At 63.4% G+C, this 22,650-nt stretch carries 22 protein-coding genes; 11 read left to right on the plus strand and 11 right to left on the minus strand.

The window, feature by feature from the left end; all coding sequences use genetic code 11:
* Position 1: 1 nt before the first annotated feature.
* Positions 2 to 910 carry a LysR family transcriptional regulator gene (locus ACEWPM_RS00705; protein ID WP_393960572.1) on the plus strand — a complete coding sequence of 303 codons (909 nt, stop codon included), beginning with the start codon at positions 2 to 4 and terminating at the stop codon, positions 908 to 910.
* 33 nt (positions 911 to 943) lie between these two features.
* On the opposite strand, the gene ACEWPM_RS00710 is transcribed toward ACEWPM_RS00705, so the two are convergent.
* Genes ACEWPM_RS00710 through ACEWPM_RS00720 form a run of 3 tightly spaced genes read right to left on the minus strand, consistent with a single transcriptional unit; the run spans position 944 to position 3,043 of the window.
* Complete coding sequence (locus ACEWPM_RS00710; RefSeq protein ID WP_393960573.1) at positions 944 to 1,486, minus strand: gamma carbonic anhydrase family protein; 543 nt, start codon at positions 1,484 to 1,486, stop codon at positions 944 to 946.
* Positions 1,483 to 2,124 (minus strand): guanylate kinase, encoded by a 642-nt coding sequence (gene gmk / locus ACEWPM_RS00715; RefSeq protein ID WP_393960574.1) that lies wholly within the window; start codon positions 2,122 to 2,124, stop codon positions 1,483 to 1,485. Before gmk ends, ACEWPM_RS00710 begins: the two co-directional genes overlap by 4 nt.
* Positions 2,125 to 2,134: 10 nt before the next feature.
* Positions 2,135 to 3,043 (minus strand): YicC/YloC family endoribonuclease, encoded by a 909-nt coding sequence (locus ACEWPM_RS00720; RefSeq protein WP_393960575.1) that lies wholly within the window; start codon positions 3,041 to 3,043, stop codon positions 2,135 to 2,137.
* Positions 3,044 to 3,394: 351 nt separating this feature from the next.
* Here ACEWPM_RS00720 and ACEWPM_RS00725 point away from each other — a divergent pair, with 351 nt between their 5' ends.
* Positions 3,395 to 4,063: a PAS domain-containing protein gene (locus tag ACEWPM_RS00725; RefSeq protein WP_393960576.1), complete on the plus strand. Its 669-nt coding sequence runs from the start codon at positions 3,395 to 3,397 to the stop codon at positions 4,061 to 4,063.
* A 475-nt stretch (positions 4,064 to 4,538) separates the two neighbouring features.
* Here ACEWPM_RS00725 and ACEWPM_RS00730 read toward each other — a convergent pair whose 3' ends face one another.
* A complete protein-coding gene (locus ACEWPM_RS00730; protein WP_393960577.1) occupies positions 4,539 to 5,906 on the minus strand; it encodes a class II 3-deoxy-7-phosphoheptulonate synthase in 1,368 nt (455 codons plus the stop codon).
* A gap of 169 nt (positions 5,907 to 6,075) precedes the next feature.
* Between ACEWPM_RS00730 and ACEWPM_RS00735 the strand changes: the two genes are divergently transcribed.
* Positions 6,076 to 7,086, plus strand: a complete 1,011-nt coding sequence (locus tag ACEWPM_RS00735; protein WP_393960578.1) for a GlxA family transcriptional regulator — start codon at positions 6,076 to 6,078, stop codon at positions 7,084 to 7,086.
* A 6-nt stretch (positions 7,087 to 7,092) separates the two neighbouring features.
* On the opposite strand, the gene ACEWPM_RS00740 is transcribed toward ACEWPM_RS00735, so the two are convergent.
* The 4 genes from ACEWPM_RS00740 to ACEWPM_RS00755 are packed head-to-tail and all read right to left on the minus strand — an operon-like array spanning position 7,093 to position 11,346.
* Positions 7,093 to 8,184: a PQQ-dependent sugar dehydrogenase gene (locus ACEWPM_RS00740; RefSeq protein WP_393960579.1), complete on the minus strand. Its 1,092-nt coding sequence runs from the start codon at positions 8,182 to 8,184 to the stop codon at positions 7,093 to 7,095.
* Between the two features lie 55 nt (positions 8,185 to 8,239).
* Entirely contained in the window at positions 8,240 to 10,180 is a 1,941-nt protein-coding gene (gene dxs / locus ACEWPM_RS00745) for a 1-deoxy-D-xylulose-5-phosphate synthase (protein WP_393960580.1), read from the minus strand.
* Between the two features lie 42 nt (positions 10,181 to 10,222).
* Positions 10,223 to 11,098 carry a polyprenyl synthetase family protein gene (locus ACEWPM_RS00750; RefSeq protein WP_393960581.1) on the minus strand — a complete coding sequence of 292 codons (876 nt, stop codon included), beginning with the start codon at positions 11,096 to 11,098 and terminating at the stop codon, positions 10,223 to 10,225.
* Positions 11,099 to 11,103: 5 nt separating this feature from the next.
* Positions 11,104 to 11,346, minus strand: coding sequence for an exodeoxyribonuclease VII small subunit (locus ACEWPM_RS00755; protein ID WP_393960582.1), 243 nt, complete (start codon positions 11,344 to 11,346; stop codon positions 11,104 to 11,106).
* 135 nt (positions 11,347 to 11,481) lie between these two features.
* Between ACEWPM_RS00755 and ACEWPM_RS00760 the strand changes: the two genes are divergently transcribed.
* Both ACEWPM_RS00760 and ACEWPM_RS00765 read left to right on the plus strand, forming a co-directional pair.
* Positions 11,482 to 12,459 carry a phosphotransferase gene (locus tag ACEWPM_RS00760; protein WP_393960583.1) on the plus strand — a complete coding sequence of 326 codons (978 nt, stop codon included), beginning with the start codon at positions 11,482 to 11,484 and terminating at the stop codon, positions 12,457 to 12,459.
* A gap of 137 nt (positions 12,460 to 12,596) precedes the next feature.
* A complete protein-coding gene (locus ACEWPM_RS00765; protein ID WP_393960584.1) occupies positions 12,597 to 12,797 on the plus strand; it encodes a hypothetical protein in 201 nt (66 codons plus the stop codon).
* Between the two features lie 93 nt (positions 12,798 to 12,890).
* On the opposite strand, the gene lon is transcribed toward ACEWPM_RS00765, so the two are convergent.
* From lon to tgt, 3 genes are all read right to left on the minus strand, one after another.
* Positions 12,891 to 15,302: an endopeptidase La gene (gene lon / locus ACEWPM_RS00770; protein WP_393960585.1), complete on the minus strand. Its 2,412-nt coding sequence runs from the start codon at positions 15,300 to 15,302 to the stop codon at positions 12,891 to 12,893.
* Positions 15,303 to 15,560: 258 nt separating this feature from the next.
* On the minus strand, positions 15,561 to 16,655 hold the full coding sequence (locus ACEWPM_RS00775) for an alkene reductase (protein WP_393960586.1): 1,095 nt from the start codon (positions 16,653 to 16,655) through the stop codon (positions 15,561 to 15,563).
* A 117-nt stretch (positions 16,656 to 16,772) separates the two neighbouring features.
* Entirely contained in the window at positions 16,773 to 17,903 is a 1,131-nt protein-coding gene (tgt, locus tag ACEWPM_RS00780) for a tRNA guanosine(34) transglycosylase Tgt (protein ID WP_393960587.1), read from the minus strand.
* A 102-nt stretch (positions 17,904 to 18,005) separates the two neighbouring features.
* Between tgt and ACEWPM_RS00785 the strand changes: the two genes are divergently transcribed.
* From ACEWPM_RS00785 to ACEWPM_RS00810, 6 genes are all read left to right on the plus strand, one after another.
* Positions 18,006 to 18,896 (plus strand): SPFH domain-containing protein, encoded by an 891-nt coding sequence (locus ACEWPM_RS00785; RefSeq protein WP_393934608.1) that lies wholly within the window; start codon positions 18,006 to 18,008, stop codon positions 18,894 to 18,896.
* Positions 18,893 to 19,189, plus strand: coding sequence for an NfeD family protein (locus ACEWPM_RS00790; RefSeq protein WP_393960588.1), 297 nt, complete (start codon positions 18,893 to 18,895; stop codon positions 19,187 to 19,189). Before ACEWPM_RS00785 ends, ACEWPM_RS00790 begins: the two co-directional genes overlap by 4 nt.
* Positions 19,190 to 19,294: 105 nt before the next feature.
* Entirely contained in the window at positions 19,295 to 20,695 is a 1,401-nt protein-coding gene (rimK, locus tag ACEWPM_RS00795; protein WP_393960589.1) for a 30S ribosomal protein S6--L-glutamate ligase, read from the plus strand.
* 78 nt (positions 20,696 to 20,773) lie between these two features.
* On the plus strand, positions 20,774 to 21,136 hold the full coding sequence (locus ACEWPM_RS00800) for an SUF system Fe-S cluster assembly protein (RefSeq protein WP_393960590.1): 363 nt from the start codon (positions 20,774 to 20,776) through the stop codon (positions 21,134 to 21,136).
* 95 nt (positions 21,137 to 21,231) lie between these two features.
* Positions 21,232 to 21,849, plus strand: coding sequence for a MarR family transcriptional regulator (locus ACEWPM_RS00805; RefSeq protein ID WP_420767988.1), 618 nt, complete (start codon positions 21,232 to 21,234; stop codon positions 21,847 to 21,849).
* 73 nt (positions 21,850 to 21,922) lie between these two features.
* Positions 21,923 to 22,642, plus strand: a complete 720-nt coding sequence (locus tag ACEWPM_RS00810) for a DUF3307 domain-containing protein (RefSeq protein ID WP_393960592.1) — start codon at positions 21,923 to 21,925, stop codon at positions 22,640 to 22,642.
* Positions 22,643 to 22,650: the final 8 nt, after the last annotated feature.

The following is a 22,650-nucleotide window of genomic DNA, read 5'->3' on the forward strand; positions in this document are numbered from 1 at the left end:
GATGGCACTGCCCCGCCGCTTCTTGCCGTCCATTGCCAGTCTTCGCGCGCTCGAGGCGCTGGATCGGCTGGGCAGCGCTACCGCCGCAGCCGAGGCATTGGCTCTGACCCAAAGCGCCGTCAGTCGGCAGATCCAGGCGCTGGAGGATCAACTGGGAGTGACGCTGGTGGTCAAGACCGGGCGGCGCATCGGCCTGACGCCCGATGCGGTGCAGTACGCGGCCGAAGTGCGCGCGGCGCTGGGGCAGATCGCGCAGGCCTCGATGAAGCTTACCGTGAACCCAGCGGGCGGCGCGCTGAGCCTGGCGATCCTGCCGACTTTCGGCATGCGCTGGCTGGTGCCGCGCCTGCCGGATTTCGCGCGCACGCATCCCGAGGTCACGCTGAATCTCTCGACGCGGATCAAGCCGTTCAACTTTGCGGTAGAACCCTTTGATGCCGCAATACATTTTGGAAACGCAGATTGGCCAGGCACCGAGTCCATGCGCCTGCGAGGCGAGGCTGTCATCGCGGTCTGCGCGCCCGAAGTCATCAAGGCCCGCGCGCCCCGAACTGCGCAAGACCTGCTGGATCTGCCCCTTCTTCACATCGAGACGCGCCCCGATGCTTGGCGCGCTTGGTTTGCAGCGCAGAGTGTGCCGGTGGCTAGGGTGCCCGGCACGGTTTATGACCAGTTCGCAACCATCACCCAAGCTGCGCTGCATGGGCTGGGCGTAGCGCTTTTGCCGGAATACCTGGCGCTGGGGGATCTGGAGGCCGGCCGTCTTGTTCCGGCCTGGGGCGGGCCCACGCCCAGCCCCGGCGCGTATTACCTTATCTGGCCTGAGAACAAGGCCGAGGATGGAGCCCTGACCAAGTTTCGCGATTGGCTGGCCACGCAAATCGGCGAGGATGAGTTGCTGCCGCGATAGGCGGAATTCGTCCGAATTCCGCCTCCGGAAAATTCAATTTTCCGGTGCGTCCAGCGCGGTCAGCCCTGCGCGAAAGCGGCGCATGTTTTGTTGGTAATGGAGCGCGCTTTGGCGCAGTTCCTCGATCGCAGCCTCGTCCAGCTCGCGGATCACCTTGCCCGGCGCGCCCATCACCAGGCTGCCATCGGGAATTTCCTTACCTTCGGTGATCAGCGCACCTGCCCCGATCAGACAATTCCGTCCGATCCGCGCCCGGTTCAGAACCGTGGCCCCCATCCCGATCAGGGTGTTGTCGCCGATGATGCAGCCATGCAGCATCGCCTTGTGCCCTATCGTGCAGCCCTCCCCGATGGTCAGCGGACAGCCCATATCGGTGTGCAGCACGCAGTTCTCCTGAATGTTGGAGCCGGTGCCAAGCCGGATGGTCTCGTTATCGCCGCGCAAGGTCGCGCCGAACCAGATCGAGCTGCCTGCGCCCAGCTCGACGCGGCCGATGACATGCGCGCCCGGAGCGACCCAGTAATCATTATCTGCGGGCGTCTCGGGATTGTGCCCGTCCAAGGTATAGAGTGTCATGAGCGTTCCTCGAATTCCATTTGAAGGCCGCGCACATGTTCGGTCAGCGCGGGTTGCTGAATGCGGCGCAGGCGCGCGGCGGCGATAATCTGCTTGAGCTTGGCGTCGGTCGCCTCCAGATCGTCATTGGTCAGAACATAGTCATATTCGGCCCAATGGCTGATCTCGTCCCAGCTTTTCTGCATGCGTTTAGCGATCACCTCCGCGCTATCCTGCCCTCGCGATTCCAGTCTCCGGCGCAGCTCGGCAATCGAGGGCGGCAGGATGAAGATCGACAGCGTATGTTTGCCAAGATCCGAATTCTGGATCTGCTGCGCACCCTGCCAGTCGATGTCGAAAAGCACGTCGCGGCCCTGATTGATCGCTTCCTCGACCGGCCCCTTGGGCGAACCGTAGAAATGGCCAAAGACATATGCGTGCTCCAGCATATCGCCATTCGTCACATCGTGGCGAAACGCCTCATCCGTCAGGAAATGATAGTCCTGACCGTCCATTTCGCCGGCGCGCGGCGCGCGGGTGGTTGCGGAGACCGAAAAAAGTACGTTTTCGTCCCATTCGCGCAAGCGCCGCGACAGGGTGGATTTGCCCGCGCCCGAAGGCGAAGACAGGATGATCAAAAGGCCGCGTCTGTTTGCCATGGGTCTTCCTTCACTCGACATTCTGAACTTGTTCTCGCATCTGGTCCACTGCCGCCTTCAGCGCCAGCCCAATCGCGGTCAGCGGGGTCGACCCTGCCTTGGCGCAGAGCGTGTTGGCCTCGCGGTTGAATTCCTGCATGAGAAAATCCAGCTTGCGCCCCACCGGGACGCCCTCGGCCAAGAGCGCACGGGCAGCGGCGACATGAGCCTCTAGCCGGCCGATCTCCTCGGTGATGTCCGATTTGACGGCGATCATGGCCAATTCCTGCGCCACGCGATCGGTATCAGCATTGCCCACGTTCTCCATGACGCGGGCGAGTGCAGCCCTGAGCGCCGCGGCGGCCTCGGGGCGGCGCGCTTCGGCGGCGCTGGCAGCGTCGGCAGTCAGGCACGCGATCTCGTCCAGATGGGCGCTCAGCAGGGTCGCAAGCGCGGCGCCTTCCTGCGCGCGCATCTGCAGGAAATTGGTCAGAACCGCGTCAAAATCAGCCATGATGGCGGCGCAGAGGGCGGCGGTGTCCGGCTCCTCGGCGGCGGCGGTTTCCAGAACACCGCGAACGGCCAGGATATCTCCAGGGCGCGCTGGGGCCAGCGACAGGCCTCGTGCCATCGCACGGGCTTCGACCTCGGCCATGGCATCCAAGGCGGCCTCCAGCTGAGCCGCGTTGACGGACATGCGCCCGCCCGCCTCCGCCGCCTGCACGCGCAGCGCAAGGGTAACATTCCCGCGCGTCATCGCCTCCGACAGGCGCGCGCGCAGCGCGGCCTCCAGCCCGGCAATCCAGTCAGGCACGCGCAGGCGCAGATCGAGTCCCTTGCCGTTGACGCTGCGCAGCTCCCATGTCCAAGAGTGGCCGGGCGCAGTGCCGCGGCCGGTTGCAAAGGCGGTCATGGAGTTGATCTTGTATTCGGCTGACATGCGGGCCCTCTTTCAGCGGAGGCGGGTCGCTCCGCCTATGGCCCTCCGTCCTAAGCCCCTGCCGTCCGCGAGGCAAGCGGCGCAGCACGGTTCCGGCTGCGGTCGGCCTCATCGGCAAAGATTAACCAATTGGATAGGATTTTAGACAAATGCCGAGGCGCCCGTGGCATAATGTAAAATGTGCGATATCCCTTCAAGCGGCTCCGAGTCGGCATGTTGTCGACCGTAGTGGGGCAGCGATGGGGAACCGGGAAGCGGGCCGATTTGTTAACCGGTATCGTTGCCACAAGCCCGACAGGTGCGGGACGTGGCCGGGTCGCACGGCGTGCAAGTTAGTAAAAGGTGCAGGACATGAGCAATGATTTCCATGGGCGCCCGCCCGGACCGACGGTTCAGCCTGCCTCCGACAGTGCCGCGCTTGCGGCCTTCGAGGCCTATTGGCGCAAGATGCGCCACGGCGCCATTGTCCCTCGCCGCTCGGATATCGACCCGCGCGGGATCGAGCCTCTGCTCGGCAATGCCTTCATCACCGAGCGTATCGCACCGGGCTTGGCGCGGTTGCGCATCGCAGGCGGACATCTGACTGACCTCATGGGCATGGAGGTGCGCGGCATGCCGATTAGCGCCTTTCTGGAGCCAGGCTCGCGCGATGAGTTGGCGCATCACCTCGTCTGCCTTTTCGACCAGCCTGCCACGCTGCGCCTGTCACTGGTCAGCGCGGCGCGCCCCGGCGCCCCCAAACTGGAAGGCACGTTGCTGATGATGCCGCTGCGCAGCGATCTGGGCGACATCTCTCGCGCGCTGGGATGCCTGGTGAGCACTGGGACCATCGGGCGCGGGCCGCGCCGTTTCGAGATTGCGCAGGCGACCGTCACACCCTTGGACGCCTGCGCGAACCCCGATGCCAAACCTCGCCTGATCCCTTTCCTGCCAGAGCGTGCGGAAGACGAGCGCCCGCCCGAGGCCGTGCCTGCCCGCCGCCCGTCCGAGCGTCCCTATCTGCGCCTTGTCAAAAGCTGAGCGCTGACGGTCGCAACGCGAAGTTTCGACGGCTCGCCCAGAATTCATCCCGAAACACAAAGCGACCGAGCGGTTTACCCGCCCGGCCACGCCCTGTTGGACAGTTTTTTATCGACTGCAACCGATGGGAGGAGGATATCGGGTTCAGCCTTCTTTTTTACACGCGAGGAGGAAGGAGCCGCCTCGCGCGTATCTTGCATCAGGTTCACGACGGGAGGAGGTATCGTATTCAACCCTTTGCATCTCGAGACAAACATGGCCTGCCGCGATGCGACAATGCAGATTTGCTGCAACTGCACAGCTTTTCGCCGCGTCGCCGCATAATTGGGCCGCATTACAGCCGCCTGCACAAGAATTAGGCACATTATCAATCATATGCGGCGTGCCGTCGGCTCGCGCCGATTCGATTGCTCCATGAAAAAAGGCGCGTGGAGGTTAGCCCGCGCGCCCTTGGCAATACCTTCAGCTGCGGGTGTCAGACCGCCTCGGCGCGCCGCTCATCATGCAAGGCCGACAGTTCTTCGGCAACGAGGAAAGCCAGCTCCAGCGACTGCGACGCGTTGAGACGCGGATCGCACGCTGTATGGTAACGATCGCTGAGGTTTTCATCCGTTACCGCCTGCACGCCGCCGATGCATTCGGTCACATCCTGGCCGGTCATCTCGAAATGCACGCCGCCGGGGATGGTTCCCTCTGCCTTGTGCACGCCAAAGAACTCGCGCACCTCGCGCAGCACCGCATCGAAGGGCCGCGTCTTGTAACCGGAGGCGGATTTGATCGTGTTGCCATGCATCGGATCGCAGACCCAGACCACATTGGCACCTTCGGATTGCACCGTGCGGATGAGGCGCGGCAGATGCTCCGAAACCTTGCCTGCCCCAAACCGCGCGATCAGCGTCAGACGCCCAGCTTCATTCTCGGGGTTCAGCTTGGTCAGAAGCGCTTTCAGGTCATCCTCGGTCATCGAGGGGCCGCATTTCAGGCCGACGGGGTTCAGCACGCCGCTGGCGAAATCGACATGCGCGCCGTCCGGCTGCCGTGTGCGGTCGCCGATCCAGATCATGTGGCCCGAGCCGGCCAGCCAATTACCCGACGTCGAATCGAGTCGCGTCAATGCCTCTTCGTATTCCAGCAGGAGCGACTCGTGGCTGGTGTAGAAATCGACCGTCTGCAACGCCTCGGTGCTGCCATTGTTGATGCCAGCCGCGCGCATGAAATCCAGCGCGTCCGTAATCCGGCCCGCCATCTCGCGATAGCGCGCGGCCTTTTCGCCCTCGGTGAAACCCAAGGTCCAGCTATGGACCTTGTTCATGTCGGCATAGCCGCCTTTCGAGAAGGCCCGCAACAGGTTCAGCGTGGCCGCCGACTGCGTGTAGGCCTGCAGCATCTTGGCGGGATCGGGAATGCGTGCGCCCTCGGAAAAGGGTAGTTCATTGATTATGTCGCCGCGATAGCTGGGCAGCTCGATGCCGTCTACCGTCTCGGTCGGGGCGCTGCGCGGCTTGGCGAACTGGCCCGCCATGCGACCCACCTTGACCACCGGCACCTTCGCCGCGAAGGTCAGCACCATGGCCATCTGCAGCATCACCTTGAACGTGTCGCGAATCGCGTCGGCGCTGAACTGGTCGAACGCCTCGGCGCAATCGCCGCCCTGCAATAGGAACGCCTCGCCGCGCGACGCCGCGCCCAGTTGCGCCTTGAGCCGGCGCGCCTCTCCTGCAAAGACCAAAGGAGGATATTGTCCAAGCCGCGCTTCGACGCCCGCAAGCGCCTCCGCATCGGTGTATTCGGGCATCTGCACACGCGGTTTCGCGCGCCAGTCGGATTTTGTCCACTCAGCCATGACATCCTCTCCGCCTAAGGCAATTCTGAGACGGTTGCATAGCAAAGCCGTGGCCCCGGCGCCACACGAATAATACCGTCGCTGCATCAATTATACCCTGCATCCCTTGTCAAATACGGTATTTTCGTGGAACACCCATATATCCAATGCGCAGCCGGAGGGCGCCAGCATGTCAAGCAATCAGCGCAATATACCGTCCGGAAGCGGCACGTCACGGACCCCGCCGCGTCGTTTTGTCTTCGTCTTGATCGATAATTTCACGTTGCTCAGCTTTGCGGCCGCGATCGAATGTCTGCGTATCGCCAATCGGATGGCCGAAAAACCCATTTATGAATGGTCGGTCATCGGGGACAGCGATGATGTGGTCGCGTGCTCGGCCGGATCGCGCTTTCAGCTGGATGGTCCTCTGGGCGAGCTGAGCCGCGACGATACGGTGCTGGTCTGCGGCGGCATCGAAATTCAGCAGGCCGCGACCAAGAAGGTGCTGAACTGGCTGCGCCGCGAGGCGCGGCGGGGGCTGACCATGGGCGGGCTTTGCACTGCTTCCTACCTGCTGGCCCGCGCAGGATTGCTGGATGGCAAGCGCGCGACGATCCATTGGGAAAACCACGACAGCTTTGCAGAAGAGTTTCCCGAAGTGACGTTGACGAAATCGGTCTTTACCGTCGACGGTGCGCGCCTGACAACTGCGGGCGGCACCTCCTCGATCGATTTGATGCTCAGCATCATCGCCAAGGACCATGACGAAAAGCTGGCGAATGCCGTGGCTGATCAGCTGATCTATTCCTCGATCCGCACCGATCAGGACACGCAGCGCCTGTCGGTGCCGACGCGGATCGGCGTGCGACATCCCAAGCTGAGCCAGGTCATCCAGATGATGGAGGCCAATATCGAAGAGCCGATCAGCCCCTCGAGTCTTGCACAGGATGCTGGCATGTCGACGCGCCAGCTCGAACGGCTTTTCCGGCGCTATCTCAGCCGCTCACCCAAGCGGTATTACATGGAGTTGCGACTGCAAAAGGCGCGCAACCTGCTGATGCAGACGGACATGACGGTGATCAACGTCGCGCTCGCCTGCGGATTTTCGTCGCCCTCGCATTTCTCCAAATGCTACCGCGCGCATTACAACACGACGCCCTATCGCGAGCGTGGCTCACACTCGTCCCGGCTACCGGTCTGAGATTGGTCAGGGCGTCATGCGATAGAGCGCGCCCTGCCCTTCGCTGAGAAACCAGATCGCGCCATCCGGTGCCTCGCGGATGTCGCGCAACCGCGCGGTCACATCGCTTTCAAGTCGCTGCTCCTCGCGCAGAGGATCGCCCGAGAGCCGCGAGATGAAGCCGAACTTGAGCGAGCCGGTAAAGAAATCCCCCTCCCATTCAGGCCAGAGCGCCCCGGAATAGATCATCAACCCCGAGGGCGCGATGCTGGGATCCCAGTAGAATTCGGGCTGCTCCATCCCGGCCTTCTGAGTGCCTTCCCCGATGGGCGCGCCGGAATAGTGCGTGCCGTAAGAGATGACGGGCCAGCCATAATTAGCGCCCTTGGTGATGCGGTTCACCTCGTCGCCGCCGCGCGCGCCATGCTCGGTCACATATAGCTGCCCGGCGGCGTCCAATGCCGCGCCTTGCGGGTTGCGGTGCCCGTAGGACCAGATGGCCGCGCGCGCACCATTCTGCTCGGCAAAAGGATTGCCGGAGGCCGCCACGCCCTCCCGCGTCAGGCGCAGCACGCTGCCATTCTCGCGGCTCAGATCCTGCGCCGAGGGGCGATCTCCCCGCTCGCCAACCGTCATGTAGATCAGACCGTCCTCGCCCTCGACAAGGCGCGAGCCGAAATGGATGCCGCCATCGCTGCCCTCGGCGATCTGGTAGATCACGCGCCAGTCTTGCAGCGTATCGGCGCCGTCCGGTAAGGTGGCAACGGCCAGGGCCGTGCCTGCGCCTGCCCCCTGGTCAATCGCGTGGCTGAAATAAAGCTGCCGCGTCCGGGCAAAATCGCGCGGGATCAGCACGTCCAGCAAACCGCCCTGCCCGACTTGCGCAATCGGCCCCACACCACCTATCTCAACCTGCTGCCCATCTCGTAGCTGCCAAAGCCGCCCCTGTTTTTCGGTGATCAGAACACTGCCATCCGGCAAAAAACCGAAGGACCATGGTCCTTCCAACCCCTCAGCCATCGGCGTTACGGATAACGGGCCGTCCGGCCCCTCCAGCGTCTGGGCATGGGCGGCGGGGGCCAGCATGAGGCAGGCAAGAAACATGCGGATCAGCGTCATACCTCTCAAGATATGACGTATTTCGGGCGAGAAAAGGTAAAGCGCCGCGAAATTGTCAGGCCCGTTTGTCCGCGATCTGCGAGATGTTCAGCAGATCCAGCACCTTGGTCTCGATCTGGGCCGCGCTCATCCCCGCGACGGCGTACATGTCAGCGGGGCTGGCCTGATCGATGAAGATGTCGGGCAGAACCATCGAGCGGAACTTCAGCCCATGATCAAACACGCCCTCATCCGACATTAGCTGCGCGACATGGCTGCCGAAACCGCCGACGGCGCCCTCCTCGACCGTGATCAGCACCTCGTGATCGGCGGCGAGTTTCAGGATCATCTCGCGGTCGAGCGGCTTGGCAAAGCGCGCATCGGCGATGGTGGGCGTGATGCCGCGCGCGCGCAACGCCTCGGCCGCCTTGCGCACTTCGCCAAGACGGGTGCCGAAGCTGAGGATCGCGGCGCGGCTGCCTTTCTCGATCATGCGGCCCTTGCCGATCTCCAGGATCTCGCCCTTCTCGGGCATGGTCACGCCCTCGCCCTCGCCGCGCGGATATCTGAACGCGATAGGCCCCTCGTCATGCGCCGCAGCGGTCGCGACCATATGCACCAACTCGGCCTCGTCAGCGGCTGCCATCACCACGAAACCGGGCAGATTGGCAAGGAAAGCCACGTCATAGCTGCCCGCATGGGTGGCACCATCCGCGCCGACCAGCCCGGCGCGATCAATCGCAAACCGCACCGGAAGGCGCTGGATCGCGACGTCATGCACGACCTGATCATAGCCGCGCTGCAGGAAGGTAGAGTAAAGTGCGCAGAACGGGCGCAGCCCGCCCGCCGCCATCCCGGCGGAAAAGGTCACGGCATGCTGCTCGGCAATGCCGACATCGAAGGTACGGCTGGGATAGCGCTCGGCCATGAGGCTGAGGCCGGTGCCATCTGGCATCGCCGCCGTCACCGCCACAATCCGGTCATCGCGGCTGGCATGGGCCACCAATTCGCGCCCGAAAACCGAGGTGTAGCTGGGCGCATTGCTGGGTGGTTTCGATTGCTTGCCAGTCGCGATATCGAATTTCGCGGTCGCGTGACCGCCATCATCGGCGCCCTCGGCGGGGGCATAGCCCTTACCCTTTTTCGTCAGCACATGGATCAGCATCGGCCCGGTCGCGCGCTGATGCACGGTGCGCAGGATGGGCAGGAGCTGCTCCATATCATGCCCGTCAATGGGGCCGAGATAAGAAAACCCCAGCTCCTCGAAGAGCGTGCCGCCGACGGCCAAGCCCTTCAGCATGTCCTTCGCGCGGCGGGCCCCTTGCTGGAATGGGCCGGGCAACAGGGAAATGGCCCCCTTGGCTGCCGCCTTCAACTCCTGAAATGGCTGCTCGGCATAAAGGCGCGACAGATACGAGGAGAGCGCGCCGACTGGCGGCGCAATGGACATCTCGTTATCGTTGAGGATCACGAACATCCGTTTGCCCAAGGCGCCCGCGTTATTCATCGCCTCAAAGGCCATGCCCGCGCTCATCGCGCCATCGCCTATGATGGCCACCGCGTCGCCGTGCCCGGTTTCGCAGGCTCCGCCCAGATCGCGCGCCACGGCAAAGCCGAGCGCGGCACTGATCGAGGTGCTGGAATGGGCCGCGCCGAACGGGTCATAGGCGCTCTCGGAGCGCTTGGTAAATCCGCTGAGGCCGTCCTTCTGGCGCAGCGTCTTCATCCGGTCGCGTCGGCCGGTCAGGATCTTGTGCGGATAGCTTTGGTGGCTCACGTCCCAGATGATCTTGTCGCGCGGCGCGTCGAACACGGCATGGAGCGCCACTGTCAGCTCGACCACGCCAAGGCCCGCCCCCAGATGTCCGCCGGTCTGCGATACCGTATGGATCGTCTCGGCGCGCAGCTCATCAGCGAGGCGTGACAGCTCGCCATCGCTTAGCCGCTTCATGTCGGAGGGGCCCGAGATACGGTCAAGGAGCGGCGTCTTGGGCGCCTTGTCGGGATCGGTGGTCATGGCATTGCCCCTCCTCGGGGCGTCAGGTAGCGGGGCGTCAGGTCAGCTGTCACGCGAGATAGCGAAGCGCGCGATGCGCCGCAAGGGATCGGCGCCCTCTCCATAAACAGATAGCGCGCCGATCGCATCGTCAACCAGCGCAGCGGCGCGCGCGCGCGCGCCCTCAAGGCCCAGCAGCGACACGAAAGTCGCCTTGCCCGCTGCCGCATCCTTGCCCACCGCCTTGCCGGCGGCGGCGGCGTCGCCGGTGACATCGATCACGTCATCATGGATCTGGAAGGCCTGCCCCATGGCCGCTGCATAACGGATCAGCGGCGCGGGATCACCCCCGGCCATGCGCGCGCCCGCAGCAGCGCTCCATTCAAAAAGCGCGCCGGTCTTGCCCTGTTGCAGCGCGCTGATCTGGTCAAGCGTCAACTCCGCGCCCGGCCGCTCGGCCGCCATATCGAGGGCCTGGCCCAGAACCATGCCCTGAGCACCGGCCGCCCGCGCAAGGCTCAGCACCAAGTCCGCGCGCACGTCTGCGCCGCCGACCTTCGGATGCACGGCCAGCTCAAACGCCAGCGCCTGCAGCGCATCGCCGGTCAGAACGGCGGTCATCTCGTCCCATTTGACATGCACCGTGGGCTGGCCCCGCCGCGCATCGTCGTCGTCCATGCAGGGCAGATCGTCATGGACAAGGCTATAAGCATGCATCGCCTCAATCGCCGTCGCGGGCCAGATCGCCGCCGACTGCGGTACGCCGTGCAGCCGCGCGGAGGCCATCACGAGGCAGGCGCGCAGGCGCTTGCCACCCGTCGTCGCATGGCGCATGGCTTGCGCTACGTCGCCCTCGCCAAAAGGGGCCAGAACCTGCGCCAGATGCGCCTCGACCGCGGCGCGCGCCGCGCCAAGATCCGCGTCGATCTTCTGCTGCATGTGGGTCAGAGGCCGTCTGCGGGCTTGAGGCCTGCAGGCTCTCCGTCGCTGTCGAGCGTGATTGCCGCCACCTTCTCTTCGGCCTCTTTCAGCTTGGAGTCGCAGCGTTTTTTCAAGGCTGCGCCGCGCTCGTAAAGAGTGATGGATTCGTCCAGTGCCACGTCGCCGCGCTCAAGCCGCCCGACCACCTGTTCCAGCTCGGCCATGGCCTGCTCGAACGTCATTTCTGCAACGGGTGTCTCGCTCATATAGGGGCCTTTCGGTCTGGGATCCGGCGCATCCGGCGGATGCTGAGAGCACCATAGACGCGCCGGTGCAGGGGTTCAATCGGCAGCCGCGCCATTTGAGTTGACCGCGCGGCGCGCCTGCGCTTGACTGCGCGGATGAGCGCGCCCCTGCCCCCGATCCCGGATCCTGACGCGATGAGTTGGATCACGGCGCGCCTCGAGGCCGCCCGCCGCGAGGCGACGCGTATGAGGTCGCTGCAGGTGACGGACCTCATCCGGCATGTCTCAGGCAAACGCGCAATCCTGCGCGGCACGCTTGACGGCCGGCGCGTCATCCTGCGCCTGCATGTCGCGCCTGATCAGCGTGATGCGCTGCGCGAATGGGACGAGATGCAGCGCCTCTGGTCGCATATGTCTACCGGTGATCTGCGTATCCCCGAGCCGATCCTGATCGCCGCCCAAGCGGGGCTGATCGTGCAGGAAGAGGCAGCGGGCACCCCACTGCTCGAACTGCTCTACAGCCTTGATCCGGCGCAGCGCATCGGTTGGCTGGCGCCAGCCGCCCGGTGGTTGCGGGCCAGCACACGCATCAGCGAGGACTGGACCGCAGCGCAACCGCACAAGTGGCTCGCCCGCGCGGCACGCGCCTCGGCACAGCAACCCTTCGAGCGCCTGCACATGATCGAGCAGCAGATTCTCGGCCAGATGGAGCGGCTTGCTCCCCTTGTCGCAGCCGAACCTTGGCGCATCGCCATCTGTCATGGGGACTACCACCCCAACAACCTGATTGCCGAGGGCACACGCCTCACCGGGATCGACCTTGGTGGCTCGCGCGGCATGCCCGTGACCAAGGACATCGCGCGTTTTGCAATGCATATGGGGCGCCGCCGACTGCGCCTGTCGGGGCAAAGCTGCCTTGGGGTCGACCGAACCTGCCTTGAGACATTCGCAAACGTCTTCGAGATGAGCGCCGCCGAACGTGGCGTCACTCTGCCCTTTTTTCTCGGCTTCGAGGCTCTGATCCGTGTCGAAAACAAGAGCCTGCCCCAAGGGCGCATCCAGCGCGCCGAAAAGACCTATCGCGCGTTATTGCGCGATCTTGAAATCGCGGGCACGGCGCGCGCGCCGCTTTGATCCTTTTGCGCCGCTCTTGACGCAGCGTCACTATACTGCAACTGTCATTGGCGCGCGCCGCGCAGCACCCGGGTCAAGGGGGCGCAAGGCGGGGTAGCGACAACAATGTTCAGCGCGGTTAAACTTGGGGACCCATAATGAAAAAGATCCACTTCGCGGCGATCGCCGCACTCACGATTGCAGCAGCACCCGTCGCCGCTGGTAACCTGTCAGAGCCGGTGATGGAGCCTGCGGTGATCGAGGCCGAGACGGCCAGTTCATCTGCCAATCAGGCTGAGATGGTCGCGCTGACCCTGACCGCGCTGATCTTCATCACCGCATTGGTCAGCGCCAACTGATACGCCCGCGATGATGGGCCTGCCAAAGAAGAATGGGGCGCCCTGACCGGGGCGCCCCATCATGTATCTTAACCGCCGTCAGGCGCTAGAAGGTCAATGCGCGGTTGCGCTCGTCGCATCGGGGCCTGCTTTCAGCGCCGCCTCAGCCGCTGCCGCCTCTTCTGCAGCCTCGTCCCATTCGATGGGCTCCGGCGCGCGGGTCAGCGCCAGGCGCAGAACATCGCGCACATGGGTGACCGGGACGATCTCCAGACCCTCTTTGACGTTATCGGGGATCTCGATCAGATCTTTCTCGTTCTCCTGCGGGATGAGAACGGTCTTGATCCCGCCACGGAGCGCCGCCAGCAGTTTTTCCTTGAGCCCGCCGATGGGCAGCGCGTTGCCGCGCAGCGTCACCTCGCCGGTCATGGCGATATCCCTGCGCACCGGAATACCGGTCAGCACCGACACGATGGAAGTCACCATCGCAAGGCCTGCACTCGGCCCGTCCTTGGGCGTTGCGCCCTCAGGCACGTGAACGTGGATATCCCATTTCTCAAGGCGCGGCGGCTTGATCCCGATGGCGGGCGCGACCGACCGGACATAGGAATTCGCCGCGTCGATCGATTCCTTCATCACGTCGCCCAGCTTGCCGGTGGTCTTCATCCGGCCCTTGCCCGGAAGGCGCAACGCCTCGATATTCAGAAGCTCGCCACCGACCGAAGTATAGGCAAGGCCCGTGACGACACCGACCTGATCGGCATCCTCGGCCAGTCCGAACTTGTGCTTGCGCACGCCCAGGAAGTCGCTGAGGTTTTCCGGCGTCACCTTGACCGACGTGACCTCCTTCTTGATGATCTTGGTCACCGCCTTGCGCGCGACCTTGGCAATCTCGCGCTCAAGGTTCCGCACGCCCGCCTCGCGGGTGTAGTAGCGGATGATATCGGTCAACGCTTCGTCCGTCAGCTCGAACTCGCCCTTCTTGAGGCCATGGTTCTTGACCTGCTTCGACAGCAGATGCTGCTTGGCGATCTCGCGCTTTTCGTCCTCGGTATAGCCGGCCAGCGGGATGATCTCCATGCGGTCCATGAGCGGGCCCGGCATGTTGTAGCTGTTCGACGTGGTCAGGAACATCACGTTCGAGAGGTCATATTCGACCTCCAGATAGTGGTCGACGAACGTGCCGTTCTGCTCGGGATCGAGCACCTCGAGCATGGCCGAAGCCGGATCACCGCGGAAGTCCTGACCCATCTTGTCGATCTCGTCGAGCAGAATCAGCGGGTTGGTCGTCTTGGCCTTTTTCAACGCCTGAATGATCTTGCCGGGCATCGAGCCGATATAGGTCCGGCGGTGGCCGCGGATTTCGGATTCGTCGCGCACGCCGCCAAGGCTGATGCGGATGAACTCGCGCCCCGTTGCATTGGCAACGCTCTTGCCCAGCGAAGTTTTACCCACGCCCGGAGGGCCGACGAGGCACATGATCGGGCCTTTCAGCTTTTTCGAGCGTTGCTGGACAGCCAGATACTCAACGATGCGCTCCTTGACCTTCTCGAGGCCATAGTGATCATCGTCCAGCACCTTCTCGGCGCGGGCCAGATCTTTTTTCACTCGGGATTTGACGCCCCACGGGATCGACAGCATCCAGTCGAGATAGTTGCGCACGACGGTCGCCTCGGCGCTCATCGGGCTCATGTTCTTCAGTTTCTTGAGCTCAGCCTCGGCCTTTTCGCGGGCCTCCTTGCTCAGCTTGGTCTCGGAGACGCGCTTTTCCAACTCGGCAATCTCGCCCTCGCCGTCCTCGCCATCGCCCAGCTCCTTCTGAATGGCCTTCATCTGCTCATTCAGATAGTATTCACGCTGGGTGCGCTCCATCTGGCTTTTGACACGCGTCTTGATCTTCTTCTCGACCTGCAGAACGCTCATCTCGCCCTGCATCAGGCCATAGACCTTCTCCAGCCGCTCGCTCACGCTCAGCGTCTCCAGAAGTTCCTGCTTCTGCTCCACCTCGATGCCCAGGTGCCCGGCGACCAGATCGGCCAGGCGCGCGGGATCATCTGCGTCCGACACGGCGGTAAGCGCCTCTTCGGGAACGTTCTTCTTGACCTTGGCATAGCGCTCGAACTCGGCGGTCACGCTGCGCAGCAGGGCCTCGATGGTAGTCGCATCGCCCGGCATCTCGGTCAGATACTCGGCCCGCGCCTCGAAGAAATCTTCGTTGTCGATGTAGTCGGTGATGCGCACACGTGCGACGCCCTCGACCAGCACCTTGACGGTGCCGTCGGGCAATTTCAGCAGTTGCAGCACATTTGCCAGCACGCCGGCCTTGTAGATACCCTTGGCATCCGGGTCGTCGACGCTGGGGTCGATCTGGCTGGACAGCAGAATTTGCTTGTCGTCGGCCATCACCTCTTCCAGCGCTCGCACGGATTTTTCACGGCCCACGAAAAGCGGGACGATCATGTGCGGGAACACCACGATATCGCGCAGCGGCAGCACCGGGTACGAGGAGTTGAGGGGCTCTTTCATGCTCTATCCTTATGCATCGGTCCGGAATTCTGTCCGGCCCTTTCTTGGCAAGAGGGTCAGGCCCCGCTCGGCGGCGACCATGCCCTCTCCATCTGTCGATCAATTTGGGGCAGTCCCCTGCCGCTTTCAACCTCGAGGGGGCAGAATGACGCTGCGGCGCGCGGGGGGCAAGGACTTCCCCGCGCGAAAATGGCTAAATTTGCGCGGATGCACTTCTAAAAAAGGGCGGCACGCTGGCCGCCCTCCCTGTGGCAGGTGTCAGGCCACCGTTTCAGGTAGCGCCGGATAATCGGTATATCCTTCGCGCCCGCCGCCGTAGAACGTGTCCTTGTCGGGCGCGTTCAGGGGTGCGTTTTGCCTCAGCCGTTCGGGCAGGTCGGGGTTGGCGATGAATGGCACGCCGAAGGCGGCCATATCGGCCGCGCCGCTCTCGACGGCCTTGATGGCCATCTCGCGGTCATAGCCGTTATTGGCCATGTAAACCCCATCCCAGAGGCTGCGCAGCGCATCGAGGCTTTGCCCGTCCTTCAATTCGCGCGGGCCGCCGGTCGCGCCTTCGATCATGTGCAGATAGGCAAGGCCGAAGCGGTTGAGCTGCGGCACCAGGTATTCGAACGTCTCCTGCGGATTCGCATCCTCGATCCCGTTTGCCGGCGAGAAGGGGGACAGGCGCAGGCCGGTGCGATCGCCGCCCCAGACCTTGGTCACCGCCTCCAACACTTCCAGCAGCAGGCGGGCGCGATTCTCGGGGCTACCGCCGTAGGCATCGTTGCGGGTGTTGCTACCGGTCTTCAGGAACTGGTCCAGAAGGTAGCCGTTGGCGCCATGCACCTCGACCCCGTCAAACCCGGCCTTGCGGGCCATCTTTGCAGCATGGACATAGTCCGCCACGAGGCGCGGCATCTCGTCCAGATCCAGCGCGCGGGGGACCGAGGCGTCCTCAAAACCATTCGCCGTGAAGGTCTGCACATCCGCCGCGATGGCCGAAGGTGCGACCGGCTTCGCGCCTTTCGGTTGCAGCGAGGTATGGCTGATGCGCCCCACATGCCACAGCTGGATCACGATCTTGCCGCCCGCCTCGTGCACCCCATCTGTGACACGCTTCCACGCGGCGACGTGCCCTTCAGTGTGTATACCGGGGGTCTGGAAGTATCCTTTGCCCTCGGGGCTGATCTGCGTGGCCTCGGTGATGATGATCCCGGCGCCCGCGCGTTGGCGGTAATAATCGACATGCATATCGCCTACTTCGCCGGTGTCGTTATCAGCGCGGTTGCGGGTCAGCGGGGCCATCACGACGCGGTTCTGCGCGTGGATCGCGCCTGCGTCGATAGGGGTAAAGAGTTTCTCGGTCATCCTGGATGCCTTTCTGATGTAACACAGTGCACAGCATCAGGTAGGCGCCCGCCGCGGCGCAGCAAGGCGCAACCGCCTCGGTTTTCGTGATGATCCGAAAGCTGGGCTTACACGTTGTCAGAGCGGTTCGATATCGCCCATCGCGCGGGTGCCGTGAAAATCGCGCTGCCACGCCTCGAACGCGCCCGCGGTAATGGCCGCGCGCATCCCTGCCATGATCTGCTGATAGTAATGCAGGTTGTGCCAGGTCAGCAGCATCCCCGAAATCATCTCCTGTGCGCGGAAGACATGGTGCAGGTATGCGCGCGAGTAGTTGCGGCAGGCGGGGCATGTGCACTCCTCGTCCAGCGGGCGCGGATCGTCCGCATGGCGCGCGTTCTTGATGTTGACCTGCCCGCGCCGCGTCCAGGCCTGCCCCGTGCGCCCCGAGCGACTGGGCAGCACGCAATCCATCATGTCGACGCCGCGCGCGACGGCGCCCACGATATCGTCCGGCTTACCCACGCCCATCAGGTAGCGCGGCTTGTCCTGCGGCAGCATGTCCGGCGCATAGTCCAGCACGCCGAACATCGCCTCCTGCCCTTCGCCCACGGCGAGCCCGCCAATGGCATAGCCGTCAAAGCCGATCTCTTTGAGTTTCTCGGCGCTTATACCGCGAAGTTCTTGGGTCACGCCGCCCTGCTGGATGCCGAAAAGAGCATGACCGGGCCGGTCGCCAAACGCCTCCTTGGACCGCTTGGCCCATCGCATCGAGAGCTCCATGCTTTCCGCCACGGCCTTGTCCGTCGCGGGCAGCGCGGGGCATTCGTCGAAACACATCACGATGTCACTGCCCAGCAGCCTCTGGATCTCCATCGACCGCTCGGGCGTCAGCATGTGTTTCGAGCCGTCGATATGGCTGCGAAAGGCGACCCCCTCCTCGGTCAGCTTGCGCAGATCGGCCAAGCTCATCACCTGAAAGCCACCGCTATCGGTCAGGATCGGCCCCTGCCAATTCATGAAGTCGTGCAGCCCGCCCAGCCGTGCGATCCGCTCGGCCGTGGGGCGCAGCATCAGGTGATAGGTATTGCCCAGAAGGATGTCGGCGCCGGTGGCAGCGACGCTTTCAGGCATCATGGCCTTGACCGTGGCGGCGGTGCCCACGGGCATGAAGGCTGGCGTGCGGATATCCCCCCGCGGCGTCGTGATCACGCCCGTCCGCGCCCGCCCATCCGTTGCCGCCAGCTGAAAGTCGATCCGCTTTGTCATCGCGCCAAGCCCTTATTCACTTTTGCCGCTGCATAAAGCGCATTAGGCTGCTTTGCAAAAGCGAACGCGCGGATCCTTCGCGCCGGTACCCGGGACGGTGATATGAACGAAGACGAACTACTGGACCTTTTGTCCTCCAACCTGCTGTGGCTCTTGCTGGCGCTGCTTGTCGTGCTGGTCATTTTCAAGGCCATCAAGATCGTGCCGCAATCCGAACAGCATGTGGTCGAGCGGTTCGGCCGCCTCCATTCGGTGCTGGGACCGGGCATCAACATGATCGTGCCCTTCCTAGACAAGATCGCGCACAAGATTTCGATTCTGGAACGTCAGCTGCCGACGGCCAGCCAGGATGCGATCACCAAGGATAACGTGCTGGTGCAGGTCGACAGCTCGGTCTTCTACCGGATCGTGCAGCCTGAAAAGACGGTCTACCGCATCCGCGACATCGACGGCGCCATCGCGACCACCGTCGCCGGCATCGTCCGGGCCGAGATGGGCAAGATGGACCTAGACGAGGTCCAGTCGAACCGCGCGCAGCTGATCCAGACGATCAAGAACTCGGTCGAGGACGCCGTGGACAACTGGGGCATCGAGGTGACGCGGGCCGAGATTTTGGATGTCAATCTGGATCAGGCCACCCGCGACGCGATGCTGCAGCAGCTGAATGCCGAACGCGCCCGCCGCGCCCATGTGACCGAGGCGGAGGGCCAGAAACGCGCGGTCGAACTGAACGCCGACGCCGAGCTTTACGCCGCCGAACAGATCGCCAAGGCCCGCCGCATTGCCGCCGATGCCGAGGCCTATGCGACCTCGGTCGTGGCGCAGGCCATCGCCGATAACGGGCTGGAGGCGGCGCAGTATCAGGTCGCTTTGAAACAGGTCGAGGCGCTCAATGCGCTGGGCGCCAGCCCGTCCTCGTCGACCATCCTCGTGCCCGCCAACGCGCTCGAAGCGTTCGGCAACGCGTTTTCGATGCTGAAGGGCAAGGCATGATCGAGGCGACCCAAGTCATCCCGCTCTGGTCCCTCTGGTGGGTCTGGATGGCGGCGGCGCTGCTTCTGGCCATTGCCGAGGTGGTCTTGCCGGGTTTTCTGGCGCTGGGCTTTGCCATCGCGGCGGCAATTATCGGCTTTTTTCTGATCTTTGCACCGACCGCGCTGGGTCTACCTGCCCTTCTGGCCATCTGCGCCATCCTGGCGCTCATCACATGGCTGATCCTGCGCCGGTTTTTCCGGCTGGAAAACGGTCAGGTGCGCCGGGTGCGCGGGGATATCAACAAGAACTGACATTGGGCCGGCACCCGCCCATGGCGCCGCAAAGGCTGTATCTTCGTTCGAATCGCGATAGAGAGGCAGTCCGCATTTACGCGTCCCATGAAAGGATTTCTGCCCATGTCCCCTTCCGAGCCGCCCGAGCCGCTGCAATTCGGATGGGAGGAATGGGTGGGCCTGCCCAAGCTGGGTGTGCCCGCCATTCGCGCCAAGGTGGATACCGGCGCGCGCACTTCCGCGCTCCATGCCTTCGATATCGAAACATTCGGACCCGCCACGCGGCCCAAGGTGCGCTTTACCCTGCATCCAATTCCGGGGCGCGACGATCTGGTCATCCCCTGCTCGGCACTGATCATCGACCGGCGCGAGGTCACGTCGTCCAATGGCGAGAGCGAGTCGCGCTTCGTGATCGAGTCGCCGCTAGCGGTGAATGGCGATAGCTGGCCGATCGAAATCACGCTGACCAATCGCGGTGGCATGGCCAGCCGGATGCTCCTGGGCAGGCAGGCGCTCAAGGATCACATCTCGATCGTGGCGACTGACCGCTTCTTGCAGCCTGAACTCAGCTACGACGTCTATTCGACCTCCAAGATGCGCAGCGAAGCGCCCGACCGCGCCCTGCGTATCGCCGTGCTCAGCCGCGAGGACAATTACAGCACCCGGCGTCTGGTGGAGGAAGGCGAGAAGCGCGGACACACCGTGGAGGTCGTCAACACCACCCGCTGCTACATGGCGATCAACGCCATGGCGCCCGAAGTGCATTACGATGGCAAGCGCCTGCCTCGTTTCGACGCCGTGATCCCCCGCATCGGTGCATCGATCACGCCATACGGCGCCGCGATCCTGCGCCAGTTCGAGACGATCGGCACCTATTGCGTCAATGGGTCAGCTGGAATCGTCGCCAGCCGTGACAAGCTGCACGCGCATCAGATCATGGCCCGCGCCAAGATCGGGATGCCCAACACCGCCTTCGCCGCCTCGCCCCGCGATACCGGCAATATCATCGGCCTCGTCGGAACCGCGCCGCTGATCGTCAAGCTGCTGGAATCGACCCAAGGCAAGGGCGTCGTTCTGGCCGAGACGAAAAAGGCCGCGGAATCAGTGATCGACGCCTTTAGAGGCCTCAAGGCCAATTTCCTCGTTCAGGATTTCGTCAAGGAGGCTGCGGGCGAGGATATCCGCTGCCTCGTGATCGGCGGCAAGGTCGTCGCCTCGATGAAGCGCACCGGGGCCGAGGGCGATTTCCGCTCGAACCTGCACCGGGGCGGCAGCGCCAAATCCGTGCGGATCACCAAGGAGGAGCGCGACACCGCCTTGCGCGCGGCGCGGGCGTTCGATCTGAACATGGCGGGCGTTGACCTTTTGCGCGCCGAAAAGGGGCCGAAAGTGCTCGAAGTCAATTCATCGCCCGGCTTCGAGGGGATCGAAGGCTCGACCGGCAAGAATATCGTCGGCAAGCTCTACGAGACGATCGAGGCGCGGGTGCGACCGGCACCCATTCGCAAGCGCAAGGGCGGCTGAAACCCCGACGGGTCGCGCACTTTACGCAGAGCGGCATAAACCCTATATAAACCCTCAGGCAAAGCTGCAGGAAATGACATGACCGAAAATCCACAGCCCTTCGAAGGCATTCCGCTGATCGCACCCTCCTCGACCGGACATCCGAAATACGAGGAGATCGTCGAGGCATGCCGAAGTGTGTTCGATCCGGAAATCCCAGTAAATATTTATGATCTGGGCCTGATCTACACCATCGACATCGACGAGGAGAACGCCGTCAAGGTCATCATGACCCTCACCGCGCCGGGTTGTCCCGTTGCGGGCGAAATGCCGGGATGGGTCGCCGACGCGATTGAGCCGCTGGACGGAATCAAGCAGGTCGATGTCTCGTTGGTGTGGGAGCCGCCTTGGGGCATGGACATGATGTCCGATGAGGCGCGTCTGGAATTGGGCTTCATGTAAGGCAAGTTAATTTGCTTGCTTTTTAAAAATGCAAGCCTTATTGCTTGCTTGTGAATTGGACCGTCTTCACTGGTGATATCGTGGACTCGTCTGCCATGCCGGCAGATGCGCTGGACGCGATCATGCGGGATGTCCAGAAAATATCTTGGGAATGTTCCGGCTGGGGTCATTCGGATGATGACGATACCATAACCGGATTTGCCCGGCGCGGCGGCGATGGTTGGCAGATCGCCATCAATCGTCCTCGCTTCGCGCTGCGCTTTTCCCTCTATATCAAGGCGCGTTTGCGGCTGATGGAGTCCGAGTATTCCACCCGCATCGCGGTCGCCTTCGGTGAAGGTGAGTTGCCGGATGTGATGAGTGAGAGCTCGAAAACCCCTGACGGCCTCGCCTTTGCAGATCTCAACAGCGCGCATGGCCCGGCTTTCATAGCCTCCGGGCGCCTTCTGGAAGAGCTTGCCGGCGATACCCTCATGGCCCATGCCGACGGCGGTGCAATGGACGCAGCCTTTCGCCTTGCAGACTACATTTCACAAAGCTGGACGCAGGCGCAAGCCCGCTCGCTTTGCTTGATGCTCCCCCCCGGCGCCGGTCCCCGCCGCGCCGCGGCCGAACAGATCGGCATCTCGCGCCAAGCGGTGGATCAGGCGCTGAACAGCGCTGGGTATCCTGCGATCATGGCGGCAATCGAGGCGATCGAGGCAAAGGGATGACGCGCTGCAAGCCAAACCCGTTGCCTTTCGGAAAAGCAAGCTCAATAACTTGCCCGATTGAGGTGTTTATCCGATGATCGCCACCTTCGCCGCCCTCCTCTTTGCCCATGTGGTCGCGGATTTCGTCCTGCAGACCGCGTGGATCAATGCCCGCAAACACCGCCCCTCCGTCATGATGCTGCACGGGGCGCTGGTACTGCTCTGCGCGCAAGTCGCGCTGGGACAATGGACCAGCCCGTGGCTCTTGGCGCTGGCGGCGGCACATATCGTCATCGACGCGGTCAAGATCCGGGGCGGGTTTCACCACCTGCGCGGCTTTCTGACGGACCAGGCGGCGCACATCGCCACGCTGGCCCTGCTCGCTGCCTTCGTGCCCGAGCTATGGGCGACCGGCGCCTGGCAGGCATTGCCCGCGCTTTTACCCCTGATGGCACTTCTGACCGGCCTGATCGTGACACTGATCACGGGACAGTATGCCGTGGCCCTGTTGATGCGCCCGCATGGAAACCGTATCCGCAACAATGGCTTGAAGGATGGCGGGCGCCAGATTGGCCTGCTGGAGCGGGGTCTGATCTTTGCGTTGATTCTGATGAGCCAGCCCCTGGGTGTCGGGTTTCTGATCGCAGCCAAGTCCATCCTGCGCTTCGGCACTGCAACGCGCGATCAGCGCACGGCGGAATATGTCATCATCGGAACGCTCGCCTCCTTCGGCTGGGCCATCCTGACCGCCGAGGCGACCCGCCGCGCCCTCGATCTGCTGCCCCCGCTTGAGATTGCGGGCCTCAGCCCCTAGATTAGGCG

Origin of the sequence: Roseovarius maritimus (genome assembly GCF_043355895.2) — a bacterium.
Taxonomy (GTDB): domain Bacteria; phylum Pseudomonadota; class Alphaproteobacteria; order Rhodobacterales; family Rhodobacteraceae; genus Roseovarius; species Roseovarius maritimus.